Source organism: Corynebacterium jeikeium (genome assembly GCF_000738175.1).
Taxonomy (GTDB): Bacteria; Actinomycetota; Actinomycetes; order Mycobacteriales; family Mycobacteriaceae; genus Corynebacterium; species Corynebacterium jeikeium_C.
Genome location: NZ_JFCH01000027.1, coordinates 155,441 through 171,700 on the forward strand (window position 1 = coordinate 155,441; position 16,260 = coordinate 171,700).

Genomic DNA, 16,260 nt, shown 5'->3' on the forward strand with positions numbered 1-16,260 from the left:
AACGCCAATCTCATTGGCCACATACATACCTTGTGTTTACAGTGTTATCCATGAAGAGCCTTCGTCGTCGTCCGGTTATCTCCCGATCCCGCGCTCCCCGCTCCGCCCTGGCCGCGGGTGCAGCCGCCCTGCTACTTGCCGGTGGTTCACTCACCCTGACCGCCTGCGATGACGAGGACACCACTCCCTCCAACGCAGCGTCTACCCAGGAATCCGCAGAGGAAAGCTCTGCCCAATCCCTCACTGATCACAGCACTGCCAGTACCGGCGCAGCCAACAGTAAGGCCGAAGACGGCTCCGTGGGCAAGGGCGGCATGTGTGCCACCAATGATCTAGAGATCACCACCGCCGACTCGCAGGGCGCAGCCGGCTCCACGCTGGTCAACGTCGTCTTTAAGAACACTTCCTCCAAGCCGTGCTCGATGCGTGGCTTCCCGGGCGTATCCATGGTCGCAAACCACAACGGCACCCAGCTGGGCAAGCCCGCGCAGCGGGAGAAGGACGTGCCCAGCAAGGACGTAAAACTCGACCCCGGCGCATCGGCCATCGCGCCCGTAAAAATCACTCAGGTCGGCGCCCTGGATCCGCAGGAGTGCAAGCCCCAGGATGCTGACGGCCTGCGTGTCTACCCACCGGAGCAGACCAAGGCCGCCTATGTGCCGATGAAGAACCTGGAGGGTTGCTCCGGGGAAGTCGAGTACCTGTCGGTACAACCCGTCAGCATGGGCGATCAAAGCGGCCAGGCCGGCACCGGCCAAGGCGACCAAGCCAGCGAGTAGCGCCGCCCACAAGCCCACGCCCCGCCCACCGTGCCTTCCCTCCACAGCTCTTCCCGCGCCGCACCCCGCCGGTTCACCGCATGGCTGGCTGCGGTGGCTTTGCTCTCCCTCCTCGTCCGTGGCCTCCAGCTGGGCCAGCGCACGTTCTACTGGGATGATTTCCTCATCCCCGCCACCTTCAGCGGCGGTTCCCTCGGCGACTATTTCGCCAGTTACGATGGGCACCTCATGCCGGCTTCCGCACTCGTGCAGGTGCTAGCCCATCGAATTGCGCCGCTCAATTGGTGGCTCCCCGTCACTGTGCTGATGCTGCTCAGCGCCCTCGCCGCGGCACTCTGGGCGAAGGTGTGCGTGCAGCTCGCCGGCCGCAGCCTCGCCACCCTGGGGCTTTACACCGCGCTCCTTTTCAGCCCTTTCCTCATGGACGCCGCCGGTTGGTGGTCCGCAGGCATCAACGCCTTGGCCTGGCAGATCGGCATGGCGGGATTCATGGTGTGCCTGCTCTCCGCGCGCCGGTCTCTCCCCCGCTACTCCTTGTGCGCCACCGGGTTTCTGCTTTTAGCCCTGCTGTTCACGGAAAAAGCTCTGACGATCGTCCCGGCCGCCCTCGCCCTCGCTGTGCTGGCAGGCATGGCCCGGCGCGACATCGCCCGCTTCTTCGCTGCGCCCGGCGCGCTCTTTGTCGTCTGGTCGCTGCTCTTCCTCACCCTCTCACCTCTGCCGCGCGAGGAGTCGAATAGCCAGTCGCTGTGGTCGGCGCTGCCCAATAGCCTGTTCGCCACCGTGATCCCCGGCGCGCTGGGTGGCCCGTTGTCGTGGGATCGTTGGTCGCCCTCCAGCACTTTCGCCACCGCTCCGACGTGGTGGAGTGTCGCCAGCGCTATCCTGCTGCTCGCCCTCGCCGCTTTCTGGCTGCGCCGCGATACTCGCCACCGTCTTCTCGGCCTGTTCCTGGTGCTCGGCTATCTGGCCGCCATCTACATACTGCTTGGCCGCGCCCGCAACAGCACCGGCACCTCTGGTCTGCTGCTTTCCTCTATGCACTACTTCGCGGACTGGTTTACCTTCGCCGTGCTGGTGGTAGGTTGTTGCTCCCTTTCTTATGGACGCCCCCACGTCGCCAACCGCCCCACCCCCAGCTTCGCGGCCGCGCGCTCCCGCTGGGTTGGGGTGGGCGCGATTCTCAGTGCTGTGGCCATCAGCATCGTCTCTACCTACACCTGGGTTGGCACGTGGAGCAATGACCGGACCGCCGACTACCTGGCCAACCTGCGCACCTCCACGAAGTTGGACGGTTCGGGGGAACCGCCGCAACTGCTGGATCAGCCGGTTCCGCTGGACATTCTCACCCCGGTGGTGCACCCCTACGACCGCGTCTCCGCGCTGACTGGCCAGCCCGCGGCAACGCAGGTAGACGAGCCACCACGGATCATCGACGAGTCGGGGAAGATTGTGGATGCGGAGGTGGTGGCGTCCGCAACAAGCACCGCAGGTAAAGAACCCGAGTGCGGGGTGCGCATCGCCGCGGGGCACTCCCAGGCTATCCTGCTGGATAACGCACTGCCGTTCGGGGATTGGACGTGGCAGCTGAACGCGACAGCCAGCACGGATATGACGTTGACCATCACCACCCCCAACGGGCTCGAGGATGCCAAGGAGACCAAGAGCCGTGCCGTCGATGTACACGTTGGCACGGAGCTCAAGCCCCGCTGGGTGCGGGTTTCCGGTGGTGGCGGAATCCTGCTGGTGCGAGCAGAAGCGGATTCCGGTGCATCTGACGAATACGTCTGCATCGGGGCGGGTGGCATCGGTCCGCTGGTGGCGAAGGCGGACTAAAGCTGGGATAGCTGGAATAGTGTGCCTTTCCGTACCGTTGAAGGTGCTTAGGAACGAACCAAAACGCACTTCTAGGAGGCGCTGACAGATGTCGACCCAGAACGCACGGAACGCACAGAACGTCATGATCCTCGGAGGCCACGGCAAGGTGGCGCTGCTGGCGTCTCCGAAACTTGTAGAGGCCGGCCACACGGTCACTTCCGTGGTGCGCAACCCCGATCACGTGGCAGACGTGGAGGCCACCGGCGCGAAGGCCGTGGTGCAGGACATAGAGCAGCTGAATGTGGCTGGCTTCGAGAAGCTTTTCGCCGATCAGGACGTGATCATCTGGTCCGCGGGTGTGGGCGGCGGCGACGATGAGCGCACCCTCCGTGTGGACCGCGATGCGGCGATCCGCTCCATCGACGGCGCCGGAACCAAGCGCTTTGTCATGGTCAGCTACTTCAATTCCCGCGCCGATCACGGTGTGCCGGAAGACCACTCGATGTTCGCCTACTGCGAGGCGAAGGCCGCCGCGGACGACCACCTGCGTGCTTCTTCCACCAAGTGGACGATCGTCGGCCCGTCTGCGCTGACGATGGACGAGCCGACCGCTAAGATCGAAACACGCTCCCCGAAGGCTGATGGCACCGCCAACGGCGACGACACGCTGCAGGCCAGCCAGGTCTCCCGCGCCGACGTGGCCGCCGTCATCGCCGAGGTTGTGGATCGCCCGAACCTGGTCGGCCACTTCATCGAGTTCAACACGGGCGACACCCCCATCACCGAGGCCCTCGACGCACACGCCGAGAACCGATCGGTCTAAGAGAAAGAGAATTTCATGGCAGCTGGCCTTGCGGCACTACTAGACGACATTGCGCTTATCGCTAAAAAGGCCGCGGCCACGACGGATGACGTCGCTGCCATCGCCGGGCGTACCTCGACGAAGGCGGCTGGGGTTGTTATTGATGACGCCGCCGTCACCCCGAAGTTCGTCGCTGGGGTATCCCCCGCGCGCGAGCTGCCGATCATTTGGAAGATCACCAAGGGCAGCCTCGTCAACAAGCTGATTATTATCCTGCCGATCATCTTGCTACTGAGTTGGCTGCTGCCCGGCGCGCTGACTCCCCTGCTGATGCTCGGCGGATTCTACCTTTCTTTCGAAGGCGCTGAGAAAGTCCTGGAGAAGGTAGGTCTGGGTAGCCACGGCGAGGGAGAATCAGACGATGGCGATGAGGAGAAAGACCAGTCCGAAAGCGCACTGGTGCGCGGGGCGATCCTCACCGACCTGATCCTCTCTGCGGAGATCATGGTGATTTCCCTGAACGAGGTTGCCGACCAGCCACTTTTGACGCGCGCCCTGGTGCTGATCCTGGTCGGCCTCATAGTCACTTTCGCCGTCTACGGCGTGGTGGGCGTACTCATCAAGATCGACGACATCGGACTTGCCCTCGCCAACAAGGAAGGCGCCAGCAAGGGGATGAAGAAGTTCGGCCTGTTCCTGGTCAAAGGAATGCCAAAACTGCTGACCGCCATCGGCATCATCGGCACCCTAGCCATGCTGTGGGTCGGTGGACATATCCTGCTGGTTGGCTTCGATGAGCTGGGCCTGCACTGGCCTTACCAGGCGGTGCACCACGTGGTGGAGAACTTTGAGCACCTCGGGGGCGCGGTAACCTGGCTGATGGAGACCGGTTTCAGCTTGCTGTTCGGCCTGCTAGTCGGCGCACTCATCGCCGTGGTGGTCGGCGGGGTAAAGAAACTGCGCGCCCGCTAAGCGCTGCAGGTGCGCTACACATGTAAATACAGAATTCCGCTAGAAGCCTAAGGAGGCTCACCTCTTGTCTGCGAAGGACGTAGCCCTCGTGCTCGAGGGCGGTGGCATGCGCAACAGCTACACCGCCGCCTGCATCGACCAGCTGCTGGAGCACAATATCGAGTTCGGCTGGGTCGGCGGCATCAGTGCCGGAGCTTCCCATACCGTGAACTTCCTTTCTGGCGATAGGAAGCGAGCCCGCGAGTCCTTCGTGGAATTCGGTGGACACCCAAAGACCGGCGGGTTCAAGTCCCTACTCAAGGGCACCGGCTACTTCAACGCGGAGTACATTTACGAGACCGCTGGCGCACCCGGCAACGATCTGCCCTTCGACTGGGAAACTTTCCAGCGTTCGAACTCCCAGGTATGCATCGGCGCGACCCGTGCGGATAACGGCGAGACAGTCTATTGGCGCCGCGAGGACATCAAAGACCTGCCGGATCTCATGCGCAAGGTCCGCGCCAGCTCTACCCTGCCGGGCCTCATGCCCGTGCCCACCATCGACGGGGTGGATTATGTCGATGGTGCCCTCGGAGATTCCGGTGGCCTGCTGATCGATGCCGCCATTGAGGATGGCTTTGAGAAGTTCCTGGTGCTGCGCACCAAGCCCAAGGGCTACGTCCGCCCCGCGCTACGGAGCCCAAAGCTAGTTAAGTCACTACTACGCTCTCGCCCGGCCGTAGCCCAGGCAATGATCGACCGGCCGCCGAAATACAACCTAGCCTCCGACAAGATCGCGGAGTTAGAGGCCAAGGGCCAGGCGTTGGTGTTCTACCCGGAGAAGATGAACGTCAGCAATACCGAGCGCCGGTTGGAACGCCTGAAGCAATCCTGGAGCGACGGGTTGGAGCAGACCAAGCGCGAATGGGAAACGTGGATGGAGTTTCTGGGCGAATCTAAATGATGCTCAGCAAACCCAGCACGATGAGCATCGCCGCCACCACATAGCCCGCCAGCGCCACCATCTGTTCCTTTCTATGGCGTAGCCCATCGATGAACCGAGCCAGTGCGCTTTCCGGCTTACGCAGAACAAAGCCCAGCGCCAGGCCAGACAGCGCCGGCAGGCTCAGCGCGAGCGTGGCATAGAGGAAGACCGCAAAGTATTTCGCCGCAGAGCTGATTCCCACGGTGCTCAAGTACGCCAGGCCAGCAAAGAAAGGCGCGGACGTCGCGGATTGGACGATTCCCAGGGCCATGCCCGAGAGGAAGGTCCCCCACGACGCTCGGCGGAGGGGGCGGGCCAGACGATTGATCATGGGGGTGGGATCGCCGCCTCGTAGCGTCAAGAAGGCACTTAGAAGACCCACCGCAATGAGGACCAGACCAAATATCGGCGAGGCCAAGGCGGTCTGCACGGCATCCGAAATCCCGTTGAACAGCAGCAACACAGCCAGCGACAGCAGGAACACTCCGAACCAGTCCCCCGCCACCAGCACTGCGGCGATGGGCGCGTAGCGGCGCGGCTTCGGGTGCATCACCGCGACAGCGAAAAGCACGCCGATGAGCAGCACGTTGACGGAATCGGCCAACGCGAAGCTCACGGCGTGCAGCATGCGGGGGATCCTTTCGGTGGCTCCCACAGCACCTGAACGATCTACCTGAACAATCTTGGGTCAGGGCGCGGGAAGGAGGGGTTGAACTCTAGCGAACTCTAGCTAACCTTCCGGCCGTGAACAAGGAAGTACACTGCGGCGCTGACGACGACCAACCCAGCAAGCATCGTGTACATCGCCTGGTAGCTGGTGGCAGAAACGATCATGCCCAGCAGGATCGGGCCAAAGCCCACGCCGACATCCAGCAGCAAGAAGAGCGTGGAAATGCCCGCGCCCATCTGGTGCGGCTCGACTGCCTTGACGGAGATTGCCTGCGCGGCTGGCATCAGCGAACCATAGCCCAAGCCCGTCAGCGCACCGGCCAAGACCACCATCCAGTCCTGAGTCGAGAACGCGAGGACAACCAGTGCGATGGCGAAGGTTACCAAGCCCAGGTAGATAACGATGTTGTCGCCCTTCTGGTCCTGAATCTTGCCCAGCACGAAGCGCATAACAAGGGTCACCAGTGCATAGGCCAGGAAGAAGTATTTGGCGCCGGTGACCAGGCCGTTGTCCTCGGAGTAGCTATTCAGGTAGGTGATCACACCTGCATAGCAGATACCGACCAGCAGCATAAAGAATCCAATAGGCGCGACCTTCGGGTGCACGATGGCCGAGAGGCTAAAGGTCGGCCGGTGATGATGCGCATCCGCCCCCTTGGGCTCTGGGGAACGAACCAGCAGGGACAGCAGGAAGGCCACGATGGACATGCCCACCACGACCTGGAACATGGTGGTGTAGCCAACGGAACCCACCAGCCATAGGCCCAGCGCCGGGCCGATCGCGGTGGCCAGTGTGGTCCCCAGAGCGAAGTAGCCGGTGCCCTCCGCGCGGCGTGCATTGGGAATCACGGACTGGGCGACGGCCATCACTGCGGTGCTGGCGAAGGCGTATCCGATGCCGTGGATAATGCGCACGGCGATCAGCAGCCCCAGGGAGTTCGCGGGAATGTAGAAAGCACAGGTCACGATGACCAGCACCAGCGCGGTGAACAGCACTCGCCGCCGCCCCACCGCGTCCACCAGGAATCCCGAGAATACGCGAGCCCCCGTCGCGCCGATAACGAAGGCACTGGAGGCCAGGCCCGCGCTCGCGTTATTGGCCGCAAACTCCTTGACGGCGTAGCCCGCCATGGTCGTCACGAGGACGTAGAAGATCATGAACTGGGCGAAGTTAACTAACCATGCAAAGACAAAAGCCGGTGTGACAACCGGCTCCTTCGCTGTGGCGTTCCCTTGCGCGTTGGGGTCTTCGTGTAGATTCTTCGGTTTATTCGCTGACGCGGACGTAAGAGACACCTTCTTCTGAAGTTGTGGTTTTAGCTACGGTCTATGGCTCCCGTTAGATCAGCCGTGAATTTTTACGCGAAGCAGCTTACCAAACATCTGCAGCCTCAGTGAGACAGGGTTCAGTTCTTTCTTGCTTTCTTTGTGACGCCCCTAGGCCCCCAACCCGCCACCAGGCATCAGGCAAGCACCACACGCTCCCCCACACTTGGCCTCCAATACGCCGCCTCAGCTGCAGTGATGGACTTTAACTCTCGCGGTGTGATCTGAGACAGGGCGTCAATATAAGAAGGAACAACATCCCGCGGCAACCTTAAACCGACCGTGAGGTGCGGCACCCAGCGCGGGCCGCGACCATCCGGGTTGAGTGCGCTGAGCTCGCGGGCGGCATTTTCCAGCTCATCCGTGGCTTCGAGTAACCACGCCACGGTCTGCTTCTTGCCTGTGCCGAAGACGACCACGCCCCGGCGGCTGAGCTCCGAGGGCACGGCGGATGGCAGGATCTCGCGGGCGCGCTCCACGACGTGCGGGGCCATACTCGGGGAAAACGTGACCGTGATGTGCGGAGTCTGGCGCTGGGACGGGAACCCGCGGGCGGCGAGCTCGTCGAAGATGCCGCGGACGGTGGCGGCCTGCTCGTCGGGCAGGTTCAGCAGGATGTTCTCAGGGGAATTGACGGACATTGCTCCCTATCCTAGCTGGCTGCACAGAGACCACCGGTGCGTCGCGTTGCCCGGCGGCGCAAAACCCGGCGGCACAGACCCCGGCGCCGCGCTACTTGAAGGACACGTACTCCGGAAGGTCGGCCGGCTTTTCCAGCGGCTGCTTCTTCGGGTTCATATCCAGCCCCAGCTCCTTGGCGAAAACCAGGCGGGTGGACTTGTAGACCCGTTCATCCGCCTCGTCCAGCTCGAACACGCGGGCGCCGCGCAGAGTGTGCATGGACCAGGTGCCGTCTTTCAACCCATAGGGGCCGAAGCCGGTGCCCGGGCAGTAGCCCAGCTCTACGCCGAAGTAGTTGCCGTTAAACGAGTTGATGTGGTCGTGGCCGCAGTAGATGCCCAGCACATCGCCGCGCTCGCGGACGGCTGTGTAGATGCCGGGGTTGAAGGCGCCGACGTAGACGTCCTCGTTTTTCACGCCTTCGATGCCATGGCGCTTCTTGGCCTCGCCGTGCTTGATGAGGTCGTTGTTGTACGGACCGCCGAACCACATGTCGCGGTGCTCGTAGGTCGGGATGTGGAAGTACATCAGGCCTGGAATCTTCTTGCCGTAGCGCTCCTCGTAACCCCGGGAGGTATCGCGGTACCACTGGATCTGGTCGCTGTGGATGTAGTCGTAGCCGGGGATCTCCTTGGTCTCCTGCCCCGCCAGCTCCTCGCCGATGTAGTTACCGGAATCCAGCAACCAGATAGCGAAAGCCGGGTTCGGGTTGGCGTTGCCCTGGACCAACAGGGATACGTTGGACTCGCCGTGAATCGGATCGTCTGCGACATTGAGGTTGTACTTGTACTTACGCACGAAGTTCAGCAGCGCGACCTCGTCGGCCTGGGTACCGTCTTCCATCGAGTCTTCGTCGTGGTTGCCGAAGGTGATGGCCCATGGGACCTTGCGGGATTCCATCGGCAGCACTACGTTGTTGACGGCCTGGAATGCCTGTTCGGTGGTCTTGGGACCAGAGGAGATCACGTCGCCGTTGATCAGCGCGAAGTCCGGCTTCTCCTGGTCCAACACCTTGCCCATGAACTCGATGGTGCGGCGATCAGTGAGGTGATCGTCTTGAGTGTCGTTGAACTGGACGATCTTGAACCTACCGTCGCCGTTGAACTTCAGCGGCGTGTCCGTGCCGCCGTTGTTGGCGCCACCGCTGCCGCCGTTGCCACGGCCTGAACCAAAACTGGAACCGGCCAGCGAGCCTGCCGACGAGTTCCACGCCTGTGCCTGCGCAGCCGGTGCAAGTGCAGCGGTGACGCCCAACGCTCCAGTTCCCGCCAGGAAATTCCGGCGGTTTACATTGAACCGCTTGAGCTTCTTCCGGCCTTCTGGCTGCTGAGAGTTAGACGGCGAATCAAAGGACGAATTATGGGACAAGGTGAGGGTGCTCCTTTTTCTGTTTCTGCGAGAATTGAACCTCCATAAGCTATCGCCAGCAGGTAAGCGCAGGGTTTCCTGAAGATGAATTCATAACAACTTCGCGTTTTCCCTCTCCACCGCTTGGACTCTCCACTTGACCTTGCCACTTGACCTTGCCGTTGCGGCAACCGAAAGGATGTAGCCCATGACCGAATACACGATTGGTGATGCTGCAGATTTTTTGGGTGTGACGCCCAAAGCCCTGCGCCATTGGGATTCCATTGGGCTGCTCAGCCCACAGTGGCGCACATTGGGCGACTACCGCCTCTATACCGAGGAAGATCTGCGCATCGGCGCGGCCATTGTGCTGTACCGGAACATGGGCTTCAAGCTGGCGGAGATTCCCGACCTGATTGAAGCGCCTTCCGATGCTGCCCTTGACCGTGCTCTCCGCTCCCACCGGGAAGCCTTGGCGCGCAAGCGCGACGAGGTGGAGAGCCAATTGCGTGCGGTCGAGGATTTGATAACAACAACCCGAGTGGAGGGATACACCATGGAACAAATGGACAAGATCAAGCAGTACTTCGGCGAGAAGATGCCCGCTTACCAGGAGGAAGCTCGCGAACGTTGGGGCGACACCCCGGAATACCAGCAGTCTCAAGAAAAGCTGGCCTCTATGACTGACGGCGACTTCCAGGAGGTTAAGGCCGACCACGACCGCTTCGTGGCGGATCTGGTAGCCGCCCGAGATGGTGGCGTCACCCCCGATAGCGAAGAAGCACAAGCCCTCGTGGAGCGGCACCGCGCCACGATTAACCAGTGGTACGAGGTTACGACCTCGCGGCAGCTGATTCTGGCGCGGATGTACGTGGCCGACGAGCGTTTTGCCGAGGCGTACCAGGGAGCACAGGATTACCTGCTTTCGCTGGTGGAACATCGTGCCCAGCAGGAGGGAATCACCAACCCCACCTGGGATGACTAGTCGAGGAAGCTAACCGAGCTTGTTAGGCGCCGGAGCTGCATCGGGGTTGCTACGATTGCGCCATGAAAGGCTACCGCACCGGAGAACACGCACTGGCTATCTACTTATCCTCTATCGCAGGATTCGTAGATACGCTGGGCTTTTTGTATCTGGGCGGGTACTTCCTGTCGTTCATGTCGGGTAACACCACGCGCCTGACAGCCGCCGTGAATGCGGGAAAATGGGACGTCGCGATGACGGCCGGCGGGGTAATGGTTCTGTTCCTGGTCGGCGTGGGTATTGGGGCACTAATCAGCCAGTTAGGGCGGCGCTATCTGCCCCGGACGCGTACACGCGAGGCAATTCTGCTATTCATTTGTGCCACCTCGACGATTGCCTCAGTACTGGTTTTGACCGGGCACGAACAGTGGGCGGTTTACAGCCTGTCATTCACCGTGGGCGCTATGAATTCCACGTTCGAGCGCGACGGCGAGGTAAGCATTTCCCTGACATACATGACGGGCACGCTAGTGAAGATGTCTCAGCGGTTCGTGGCCGCACTCTTCGGCGGCCCGCACTTGGATTGGCTGCGCTATTTCGCTCTGTGGATGGCGCTTGCCTGCGGAGCGCTGCTGGGCGGCTGGATGTATGTCCAGGTGGGCCTGCATGCGGTTCTGGTAGTGACGGGCATGCTGTACGCGGGAACCGTGACTGCACTGGTGTACCGCCAATGGCGGCGCAACCGTGGGCTGGCGGTTTAGTAAAGGACTGATCAACACACACTCCACAAAGGTTAGAAACACCCTGTTTTTATCTTGGCAACACATCGTTGCTAAAGTCTGTGTAGCGACTGATCAACCGCTCACCTCCCCAACCTCAACCCCAGGGAGTTTCATCATGTTTCTAGCCTTGCGCGAAATGCTTTTTGCGCGCACCCGGTCCCTTCTCATGAGCGTTGTGTTGACGCTCATGTCCTGACTGGTCGTCATCATCTCCGGCCTCACAGCCGGATTGGTTAACGACGGTGTTTCCGGCCTGAAGGCAATGGATAGTGACGTCATCGCTTTCGCCGATGGCACCCAGACCGATTCGGCCTTCACCCGCTCCGTCATCGACATCACAGAGTCCGACAAGTTCGCCAACATCGACGGAGTGGAAGAGGCCGCCCCACTGGGCCTAACCATTGCAAACGCTCACAACCAGAACGGCAAGGCCGTCGACCTCACCCTCCTCGGAGTAAAGCCCGACTCCTTCATCGCACCAGAGGGGCTGCCGGAACAAAGCACCGCCCCTAACGGCGGCGCCCCCACCAAAACCAAGCACGAAATCGTCGTGTCCTCCACCCTCCAAGACGAAGGCATCAAAGAAGGCGACACCATCACCATCGATCGCCTTGAGATCCCGTTGAAAGTCGTCGGCTTCACCGATGGCCAGCGCACCTTCGGCCACGTCGATGCCGCCTACCTGCCCCTCGACGTCTGGCAGGAAATCCACGCCGGCGTACGTAAGGGCGAAGAGGTAAGCCCGGAGGCGTACAAGGAAATATCCGTCATCGCCGCCAGCACGCAGGATAAGCCAGACACTGGGGCGCTCTCCGACGCCTCCGGCCTGGACGTCCGCATCCTCAAGGAAAGCTTCGATTCCTCCCCTGGCTACACCGCCGAAATGATGACCCTTTCCATGATCAAATGGTTCCTCTACGTCATCGCCGCCCTGGTGACCGGCGCCTTCTTCCTAGTGTGGACCATCCAGCGTGCCGGCAATATCGCCGCACTGCGCGCGATGGGAGCCACGAAGGGCTTCCTGCTCCGCGACAGCCTGGGCCAAGCCGTCATCATTCTGGGTGCGTCCGTCATCGTCGGTGCACTTATTGCCGTTGGCCTCGGGAGCCTCCTGGAAACCACGGCCATGCCCTACGCCACCGAACTCGGATCCGTCCTCAGCGGCAGCGCGATCCTCTTCGTATCTGGCCTGATCGGCGCACTGATCGCCGTCGTCCGCGTCACCCGCACCAACCCGCTCGCAGCCCTAGGAGAAAACCGATGAGCCCCGCCCCGCATCTTCCCGCCCTGGAACTTAAAGACGTCACGGTGACCTACACCGACGGTGATTCCCAGATCACCGCGTTGGACAAGGTGAACCTGACCGTCGAGCCCGGAGAGTTCGTCGCCGTCGTCGGCCCCTCCGGTTCCGGTAAGTCCACGCTGTTGGCCGTCGCTGGAGCGCTGACCAACCCGGCCGCGGGTGGCGTCAAGATCGGCGACGAAGACATCACCAACTACGACGACAAGGAACTAGCCCGCATTCGTCGCGACTACATCGGCTTCGTCTTTCAATCCTCCGGCAGTCTGCCGGGCGCCCTCACCGCCGAGGAACAACTGGAGCTCGCCGCGCGCGTTATGGGTAAGCACGGTCGTTACTCTGGTGCGGAGCTGTTGGAGAAGGTTGGTATGACGCCCCGAGCTAAGCACCGTCCGGGAAATCTGTCGGGTGGCGAGCGTCAGCGGGTGGGCATCGCCCGAGCTCTCGTCGGCGACCCACAGGTGTTGCTAGTCGACGAGCCCACCGCGGCTCTGGATCGCAAGCGTTCGCAGGAAATCGTGGAGCTGTTGGCCCGCGAGTGCCACGAATTTAACGTCGCGGGCGTGATGGTCACCCACGATCACGAGGTCTTAAACCACTGCGACAAGGTCTACGAGATGGTCGACGGGCGCCTGAGCGCTGCCTCCAACTAGGCATCCAAATAGGCCTGTACGCAGGCCGAAAAGCGGGTAGTAAACTAGGGAACCATGCCGAAGATCACGGAGACGACAGTAGCGGAGCACCGCGCGGTCCAGCACCGCGCGGTGCTGGAGGCCGCCGAGCGGCTGATCGTTACTGGCGGCGGCAAGGTTCCCTCCCTGGCAGAGGTGGCGGCCGAGGTTGGCCTTGCCCGTCCGAGCGTCTACCGCTACGTCTCCTCCCAGCATGACCTGATGGTTCAACTGCTGGTACTTAACAGCGAAACCTGGCATGACCAGCTGGAAGACAAGGTCAAAGCCGCCCCGCCAGAGCCCGAAGAACGCATCTGCTCCTACGTGGACGCGATGCTCGATCTCTTCGTTCACGGCTCCCACGGCCCTCTGATGGCCGCCGCCCAGCACTTCCCGGAAGCGTTCGCCGAGGAAAAGGTGCAGAGATCGCACGCCGGCTTCAAAGAGATCGTGGGTAGCTTCTGCCCCGGTGTTTCCTCCATCGACATCGGATTGCTGAATGCGGCGGTGGTAAGGGCGTCAGAAATAGCAAAAACCCCCGAAGACCTCGAACAAGCAACGGCAACACTGCACCGCATGGCGCGCGCCATTGTGACAGGTTAATTCGCCGAACCACCTGCCTGATTCTGCTGTTTTACCTGGACAGGACCGGGCGACGTTGTACGCTTAGCTTCATGCGAAATCGCCTTGTTGCACTCTCCGTTGCCGCGTTGACGGCTCTCTCGCTTGCAGCTTGTTCGGATGACGAGACTCCGCCTGAGCCGAGCGCTGCTCAGCCTTCGAAGAAGTCCGACGAAACTTCCGCCACCGCAGGACAAGAAGGCACTTCGGAAGAAGGGCAAGATGATAAGGCCTCTGGCAACACAGGTAACACAGACAACACTGGCAACGGAGCCAAGAAGCGCCCCAACCCCACAGCACCCAGCACTCCGAAGCCCGATAAGGTCGAGCTCGCCCCGAATGAAACGGCTCTAGAGGGCAAGCTGATGAAGGTGCACTTCAGCGACATGACCCCACCGGAGGACTTCGCACGAGTGGCGGACATCGTGGACGATAGCGTGGTCTACTACGCGATCAAGCTCGATCCGAAGAAGCCCGTGACGGCGAAGTTGGGGGCGGGCATTGGCACCCAGACTCCCGAATGGGCCATCGTTGGCAGCAGCAGTATGCCGAATGAAATGAACTGGGACTCTATGGTCGGGCGTAGGATCCGCGCCATCGCGCACAGGGATAACATGACCTTCGCGACGGACCCATCCGCTCCCCCGACAGCGGTGACGGTCGAAAACTCGGACTACAAGCCGGAGATCCTCGACTAGGGGATGTTTGTCCTTATCGCTCCGTATGCCGCAACCAAGCAAGCACTGCCTTTACGCGGCGATTGGCATCCTCGGGTGCAAACCCAAGCTTCATAAAAACACTAGCAACGTGCTTGCTCACTGCTCCCGCGGTCAGCACCAATTCATCCATGATCTCCGAGTTGCTCAGACCACGCGCCATTAAAGCAAGGACTTCCTTTTCCCGAGGTGTCAACGCAGCCAAGCCAGTCCGTCGCGCCGAAAGCAGTGCAGATACAACCTCTGGATCAACGACTGTTCCTCCCCGAGCAACCTCGTTAAGAGAGTGAACGAATTCATCCACATCAGAGACGCGTTCCTTCAAAAGATAGCCGAAGCCACCGTGCTCCAACAGCCGATCGAGATAGCTCGCCGCAACATACTGGCTAAGCACCATAACCGGTTGAGAAGGATACTGTTTGCGCAGTTCATACACGGCGCGCAGACCATCATCAGTCATGGTGGGAGGCATACGGACATCGGTGATAATCACATCGTATTTCTGTCCGTTTTCATCACTCGCCATCGTGGCATCACGCAACTCTGACGCATCGACCACCGTCAAGACTTCATGCCCGAGCGCCTTTAGTAACTGTTCTAGTCCGGCACGAAGCAACGCAGAGTCTTCTGCAAGCAAGACCTTCAAAATATTCTCCACTAGGTTGATTTGAGGGGTTCCGACAGGGGCAATTCAAGAATCAACTGCGCACCAGATTCATTTTCAACCGAGCCTTCACCATCCTTAGTGTTCTGGAATTTCACCGTTCCACCAAGTGCAGCAGCACGCTCGCGCAAACCTGCAATACCCGTACCGTCCAAGTGGCGTAAATCCATAGAAGGGGATTCAATAAAGCCCACCCCATCATCTGTAATAGACACTCGTAGCCGATTCGAAAAGGCGACTCTCACGTTTACGTGCTGAGCTTCGCCGTGTTTGGTTGCATTCGTCAAAGCTTCGGCGACGCAGTGGTACGCCAGTAGCGCCATAGTCTCGTCCAATTCCTGAGAGCTACCTTCGACGTGCAAAGCAGCGTCAACCCCTGCGTGCGCAATGAGCTCTTCAAGGGCTGCAATCAGCCCCCTATCAAAGAGCACCTGCGGAGCGATCCCCCGCACCGTCGCACGTAATGCGCGTAATGCCTGGGAGGCATTGTGTTCTGCATCCTCCAATGCCATCTCCATAACTTCAGAGGAAGCCTGATTCCTGTAATGCAATTTTGCAGTAGCGAGGTTGAGTTTTAGCGCTGTCAAATATTGTTGCGGCCCGTCATGGAGTTCCCGCTCGATGCGACGGCGTTCGCCAGAAAAAGCGTCGATAAGAGTGGCACGAGAAGCCGCGAGTTCCTTATCGCTGGGAGACAGCGCAAACCGAACTACAGCTATTGACGCCGCGGAAAGCAGCCGCGAGAAGATCATCAAAAGACCAATAGCAACGGCGCCCACACCCCAAGAAACAACAAAAATAAGAATTGGATTTGAGGTGGACCATTCGCCCAGAGAAAGCTCGCCGATAGGTAGGAATGGGATGGCAATTAGTACTCCTGCGAAGAAGCCCAAAGAAACCCATGTGAAGAAGGCAGCCGCAGCAAGCACAAGCTGCATCAACAGATGAAAGAACTGTGGCCAGTCGAACCAGTGGCTCGCTTTGCGAAACGGGACTTCTGCGCCCATCCACAACGCCCCACGTCTACAGATGGCATCCGCACCACGTGCAACAAAGGGAATCCAAGGCAGCATCAACAACGAGACAACGAATCCAGGTACGAAAAGGAGCGCGAGGACTGCGCTCCACCCCAAACTCTTCAATGTCTTCATCGATTTCAACACTAGTAGTCGCCTTTAAGGAAA

The 16,260-nt window shown here is 60.6% G+C and carries 16 protein-coding genes and 1 pseudogene; 11 read left to right on the forward strand and 6 right to left on the reverse strand.

Going from position 1 to position 16,260, the window contains the following annotated elements:
• The first annotated feature begins 50 nt into the window (after nucleotides 1-50).
• The 5 genes from JQ46_RS04175 (at nucleotide 51) to JQ46_RS04195 (ending at nucleotide 5,314) form a co-directional block, all read left to right on the forward strand.
• Nucleotides 51-779 carry a DUF4232 domain-containing protein gene (locus JQ46_RS04175; protein ID WP_034985702.1) on the forward strand — a complete coding sequence of 243 codons (729 nt, stop codon included), beginning with the start codon at nucleotides 51-53 and terminating at the stop codon, nucleotides 777-779.
• 30 nt (nucleotides 780-809) lie between these two features.
• A complete protein-coding gene (locus JQ46_RS04180; RefSeq protein ID WP_237744719.1) occupies nucleotides 810-2,615 on the forward strand; it encodes a hypothetical protein in 1,806 nt (601 codons plus the stop codon).
• A gap of 88 nt (nucleotides 2,616-2,703) precedes the next feature.
• On the forward strand, nucleotides 2,704-3,420 hold the full coding sequence (locus JQ46_RS04185; RefSeq protein ID WP_034985703.1) for an SDR family oxidoreductase: 717 nt from the start codon (nucleotides 2,704-2,706) through the stop codon (nucleotides 3,418-3,420).
• Nucleotides 3,421-3,435: 15 nt separating this feature from the next.
• Nucleotides 3,436-4,371: a DUF808 domain-containing protein gene (locus JQ46_RS04190; protein WP_034985704.1), complete on the forward strand. Its 936-nt coding sequence runs from the start codon at nucleotides 3,436-3,438 to the stop codon at nucleotides 4,369-4,371.
• Between the two features lie 64 nt (nucleotides 4,372-4,435).
• On the forward strand, nucleotides 4,436-5,314 hold the full coding sequence (locus JQ46_RS04195; protein ID WP_005293156.1) for a patatin-like phospholipase family protein: 879 nt from the start codon (nucleotides 4,436-4,438) through the stop codon (nucleotides 5,312-5,314).
• Here the strand turns inward: JQ46_RS04195 and JQ46_RS04200 are convergent.
• The 4 genes from JQ46_RS04200 to JQ46_RS04215 form a co-directional block, all read right to left on the reverse strand.
• Nucleotides 5,307-5,963 carry a hypothetical protein gene (locus JQ46_RS04200; protein ID WP_005293158.1) on the reverse strand — a complete coding sequence of 219 codons (657 nt, stop codon included), beginning with the start codon at nucleotides 5,961-5,963 and terminating at the stop codon, nucleotides 5,307-5,309. The genes JQ46_RS04195 and JQ46_RS04200 overlap by 8 nt on opposite strands.
• A 98-nt stretch (nucleotides 5,964-6,061) precedes the next feature.
• Entirely contained in the window at nucleotides 6,062-7,300 is a 1,239-nt protein-coding gene (locus JQ46_RS04205) for an MFS transporter (RefSeq protein WP_034985706.1), read from the reverse strand.
• Nucleotides 7,301-7,467: 167 nt separating this feature from the next.
• Nucleotides 7,468-7,971: a 2'-5' RNA ligase family protein gene (locus JQ46_RS04210; protein WP_034985707.1), complete on the reverse strand. Its 504-nt coding sequence runs from the start codon at nucleotides 7,969-7,971 to the stop codon at nucleotides 7,468-7,470.
• Between the two features lie 91 nt (nucleotides 7,972-8,062).
• Nucleotides 8,063-9,379, reverse strand: coding sequence for a metallophosphoesterase family protein (locus tag JQ46_RS04215; protein WP_034985709.1), 1,317 nt, complete (start codon nucleotides 9,377-9,379; stop codon nucleotides 8,063-8,065).
• Nucleotides 9,380-9,566: 187 nt separating this feature from the next.
• Here JQ46_RS04215 and JQ46_RS04220 point away from each other — a divergent pair, with 187 nt between their 5' ends.
• From JQ46_RS04220 to JQ46_RS04245, 6 genes and pseudogenes are all read left to right on the forward strand, one after another.
• Nucleotides 9,567-10,343 carry a MerR family transcriptional regulator gene (locus JQ46_RS04220; protein WP_034985710.1) on the forward strand — a complete coding sequence of 259 codons (777 nt, stop codon included), beginning with the start codon at nucleotides 9,567-9,569 and terminating at the stop codon, nucleotides 10,341-10,343.
• 62 nt (nucleotides 10,344-10,405) lie between these two features.
• The gene (locus JQ46_RS04225) at nucleotides 10,406-11,083 is read left to right on the forward strand and encodes a YoaK family protein (protein WP_034985713.1); all 678 of its coding nucleotides are present in this window, start codon (nucleotides 10,406-10,408) and stop codon (nucleotides 11,081-11,083) included.
• Nucleotides 11,084-11,219: 136 nt separating this feature from the next.
• Nucleotides 11,220-12,368, forward strand: a pseudogene (locus tag JQ46_RS04230) (ABC transporter permease).
• Nucleotides 12,365-13,057: an ABC transporter ATP-binding protein gene (locus JQ46_RS04235; RefSeq protein ID WP_034985716.1), complete on the forward strand. Its 693-nt coding sequence runs from the start codon at nucleotides 12,365-12,367 to the stop codon at nucleotides 13,055-13,057. The pseudogene JQ46_RS04230 and the gene JQ46_RS04235 overlap by 4 nt, the downstream one beginning before the upstream one ends.
• 54 nt (nucleotides 13,058-13,111) lie before the next feature.
• Complete coding sequence (locus tag JQ46_RS04240) at nucleotides 13,112-13,678, forward strand: TetR/AcrR family transcriptional regulator (RefSeq protein ID WP_034985718.1); 567 nt, start codon at nucleotides 13,112-13,114, stop codon at nucleotides 13,676-13,678.
• Between the two features lie 71 nt (nucleotides 13,679-13,749).
• Nucleotides 13,750-14,394, forward strand: a complete 645-nt coding sequence (locus tag JQ46_RS04245; RefSeq protein ID WP_034985720.1) for a hypothetical protein — start codon at nucleotides 13,750-13,752, stop codon at nucleotides 14,392-14,394.
• A 13-nt stretch (nucleotides 14,395-14,407) separates the two neighbouring features.
• On the opposite strand, the gene JQ46_RS04250 is transcribed toward JQ46_RS04245, so the two are convergent.
• Both JQ46_RS04250 and JQ46_RS04255 read right to left on the reverse strand, forming a co-directional pair.
• Nucleotides 14,408-15,058, reverse strand: a complete 651-nt coding sequence (locus JQ46_RS04250) for a response regulator transcription factor (protein ID WP_034985884.1) — start codon at nucleotides 15,056-15,058, stop codon at nucleotides 14,408-14,410.
• Between the two features lie 11 nt (nucleotides 15,059-15,069).
• Nucleotides 15,070-16,227, reverse strand: a complete 1,158-nt coding sequence (locus JQ46_RS04255) for a sensor histidine kinase (protein WP_034985885.1) — start codon at nucleotides 16,225-16,227, stop codon at nucleotides 15,070-15,072.
• Nucleotides 16,228-16,260 lie beyond the last annotated feature (33 nt).

Bases quoted from the DNA above. Each gene is read 5' to 3' on its own strand.
- JQ46_RS04220 (WP_034985710.1), top strand. From the start codon at position 9,567: ATGACCGAATACACGATTGGTGATGCTGCAGATTTTTTGGGTGTGACG.
- JQ46_RS04175 (WP_034985702.1), top strand. From the start codon at position 51: ATGAAGAGCCTTCGTCGTCGTCCGGTTATCTCCCGATCCCGCGCTCCC.
- JQ46_RS04185 (WP_034985703.1), top strand. From the start codon at position 2,704: ATGTCGACCCAGAACGCACGGAACGCACAGAACGTCATGATCCTCGGA.
- JQ46_RS04235 (WP_034985716.1), top strand. From the start codon at position 12,365: ATGAGCCCCGCCCCGCATCTTCCCGCCCTGGAACTTAAAGACGTCACG.
- JQ46_RS04255 (WP_034985885.1), bottom strand. From the start codon at position 16,227: ATGAAGACATTGAAGAGTTTGGGGTGGAGCGCAGTCCTCGCGCTCCTT.
- JQ46_RS04225 (WP_034985713.1), top strand. From the start codon at position 10,406: ATGAAAGGCTACCGCACCGGAGAACACGCACTGGCTATCTACTTATCC.
- JQ46_RS04200 (WP_005293158.1), bottom strand. From the start codon at position 5,963: ATGCTGCACGCCGTGAGCTTCGCGTTGGCCGATTCCGTCAACGTGCTG.
- JQ46_RS04245 (WP_034985720.1), top strand. From the start codon at position 13,750: ATGCGAAATCGCCTTGTTGCACTCTCCGTTGCCGCGTTGACGGCTCTC.
- JQ46_RS04210 (WP_034985707.1), bottom strand. From the start codon at position 7,971: ATGTCCGTCAATTCCCCTGAGAACATCCTGCTGAACCTGCCCGACGAG.
- JQ46_RS04190 (WP_034985704.1), top strand. From the start codon at position 3,436: ATGGCAGCTGGCCTTGCGGCACTACTAGACGACATTGCGCTTATCGCT.
- JQ46_RS04240 (WP_034985718.1), top strand. From the start codon at position 13,112: ATGCCGAAGATCACGGAGACGACAGTAGCGGAGCACCGCGCGGTCCAG.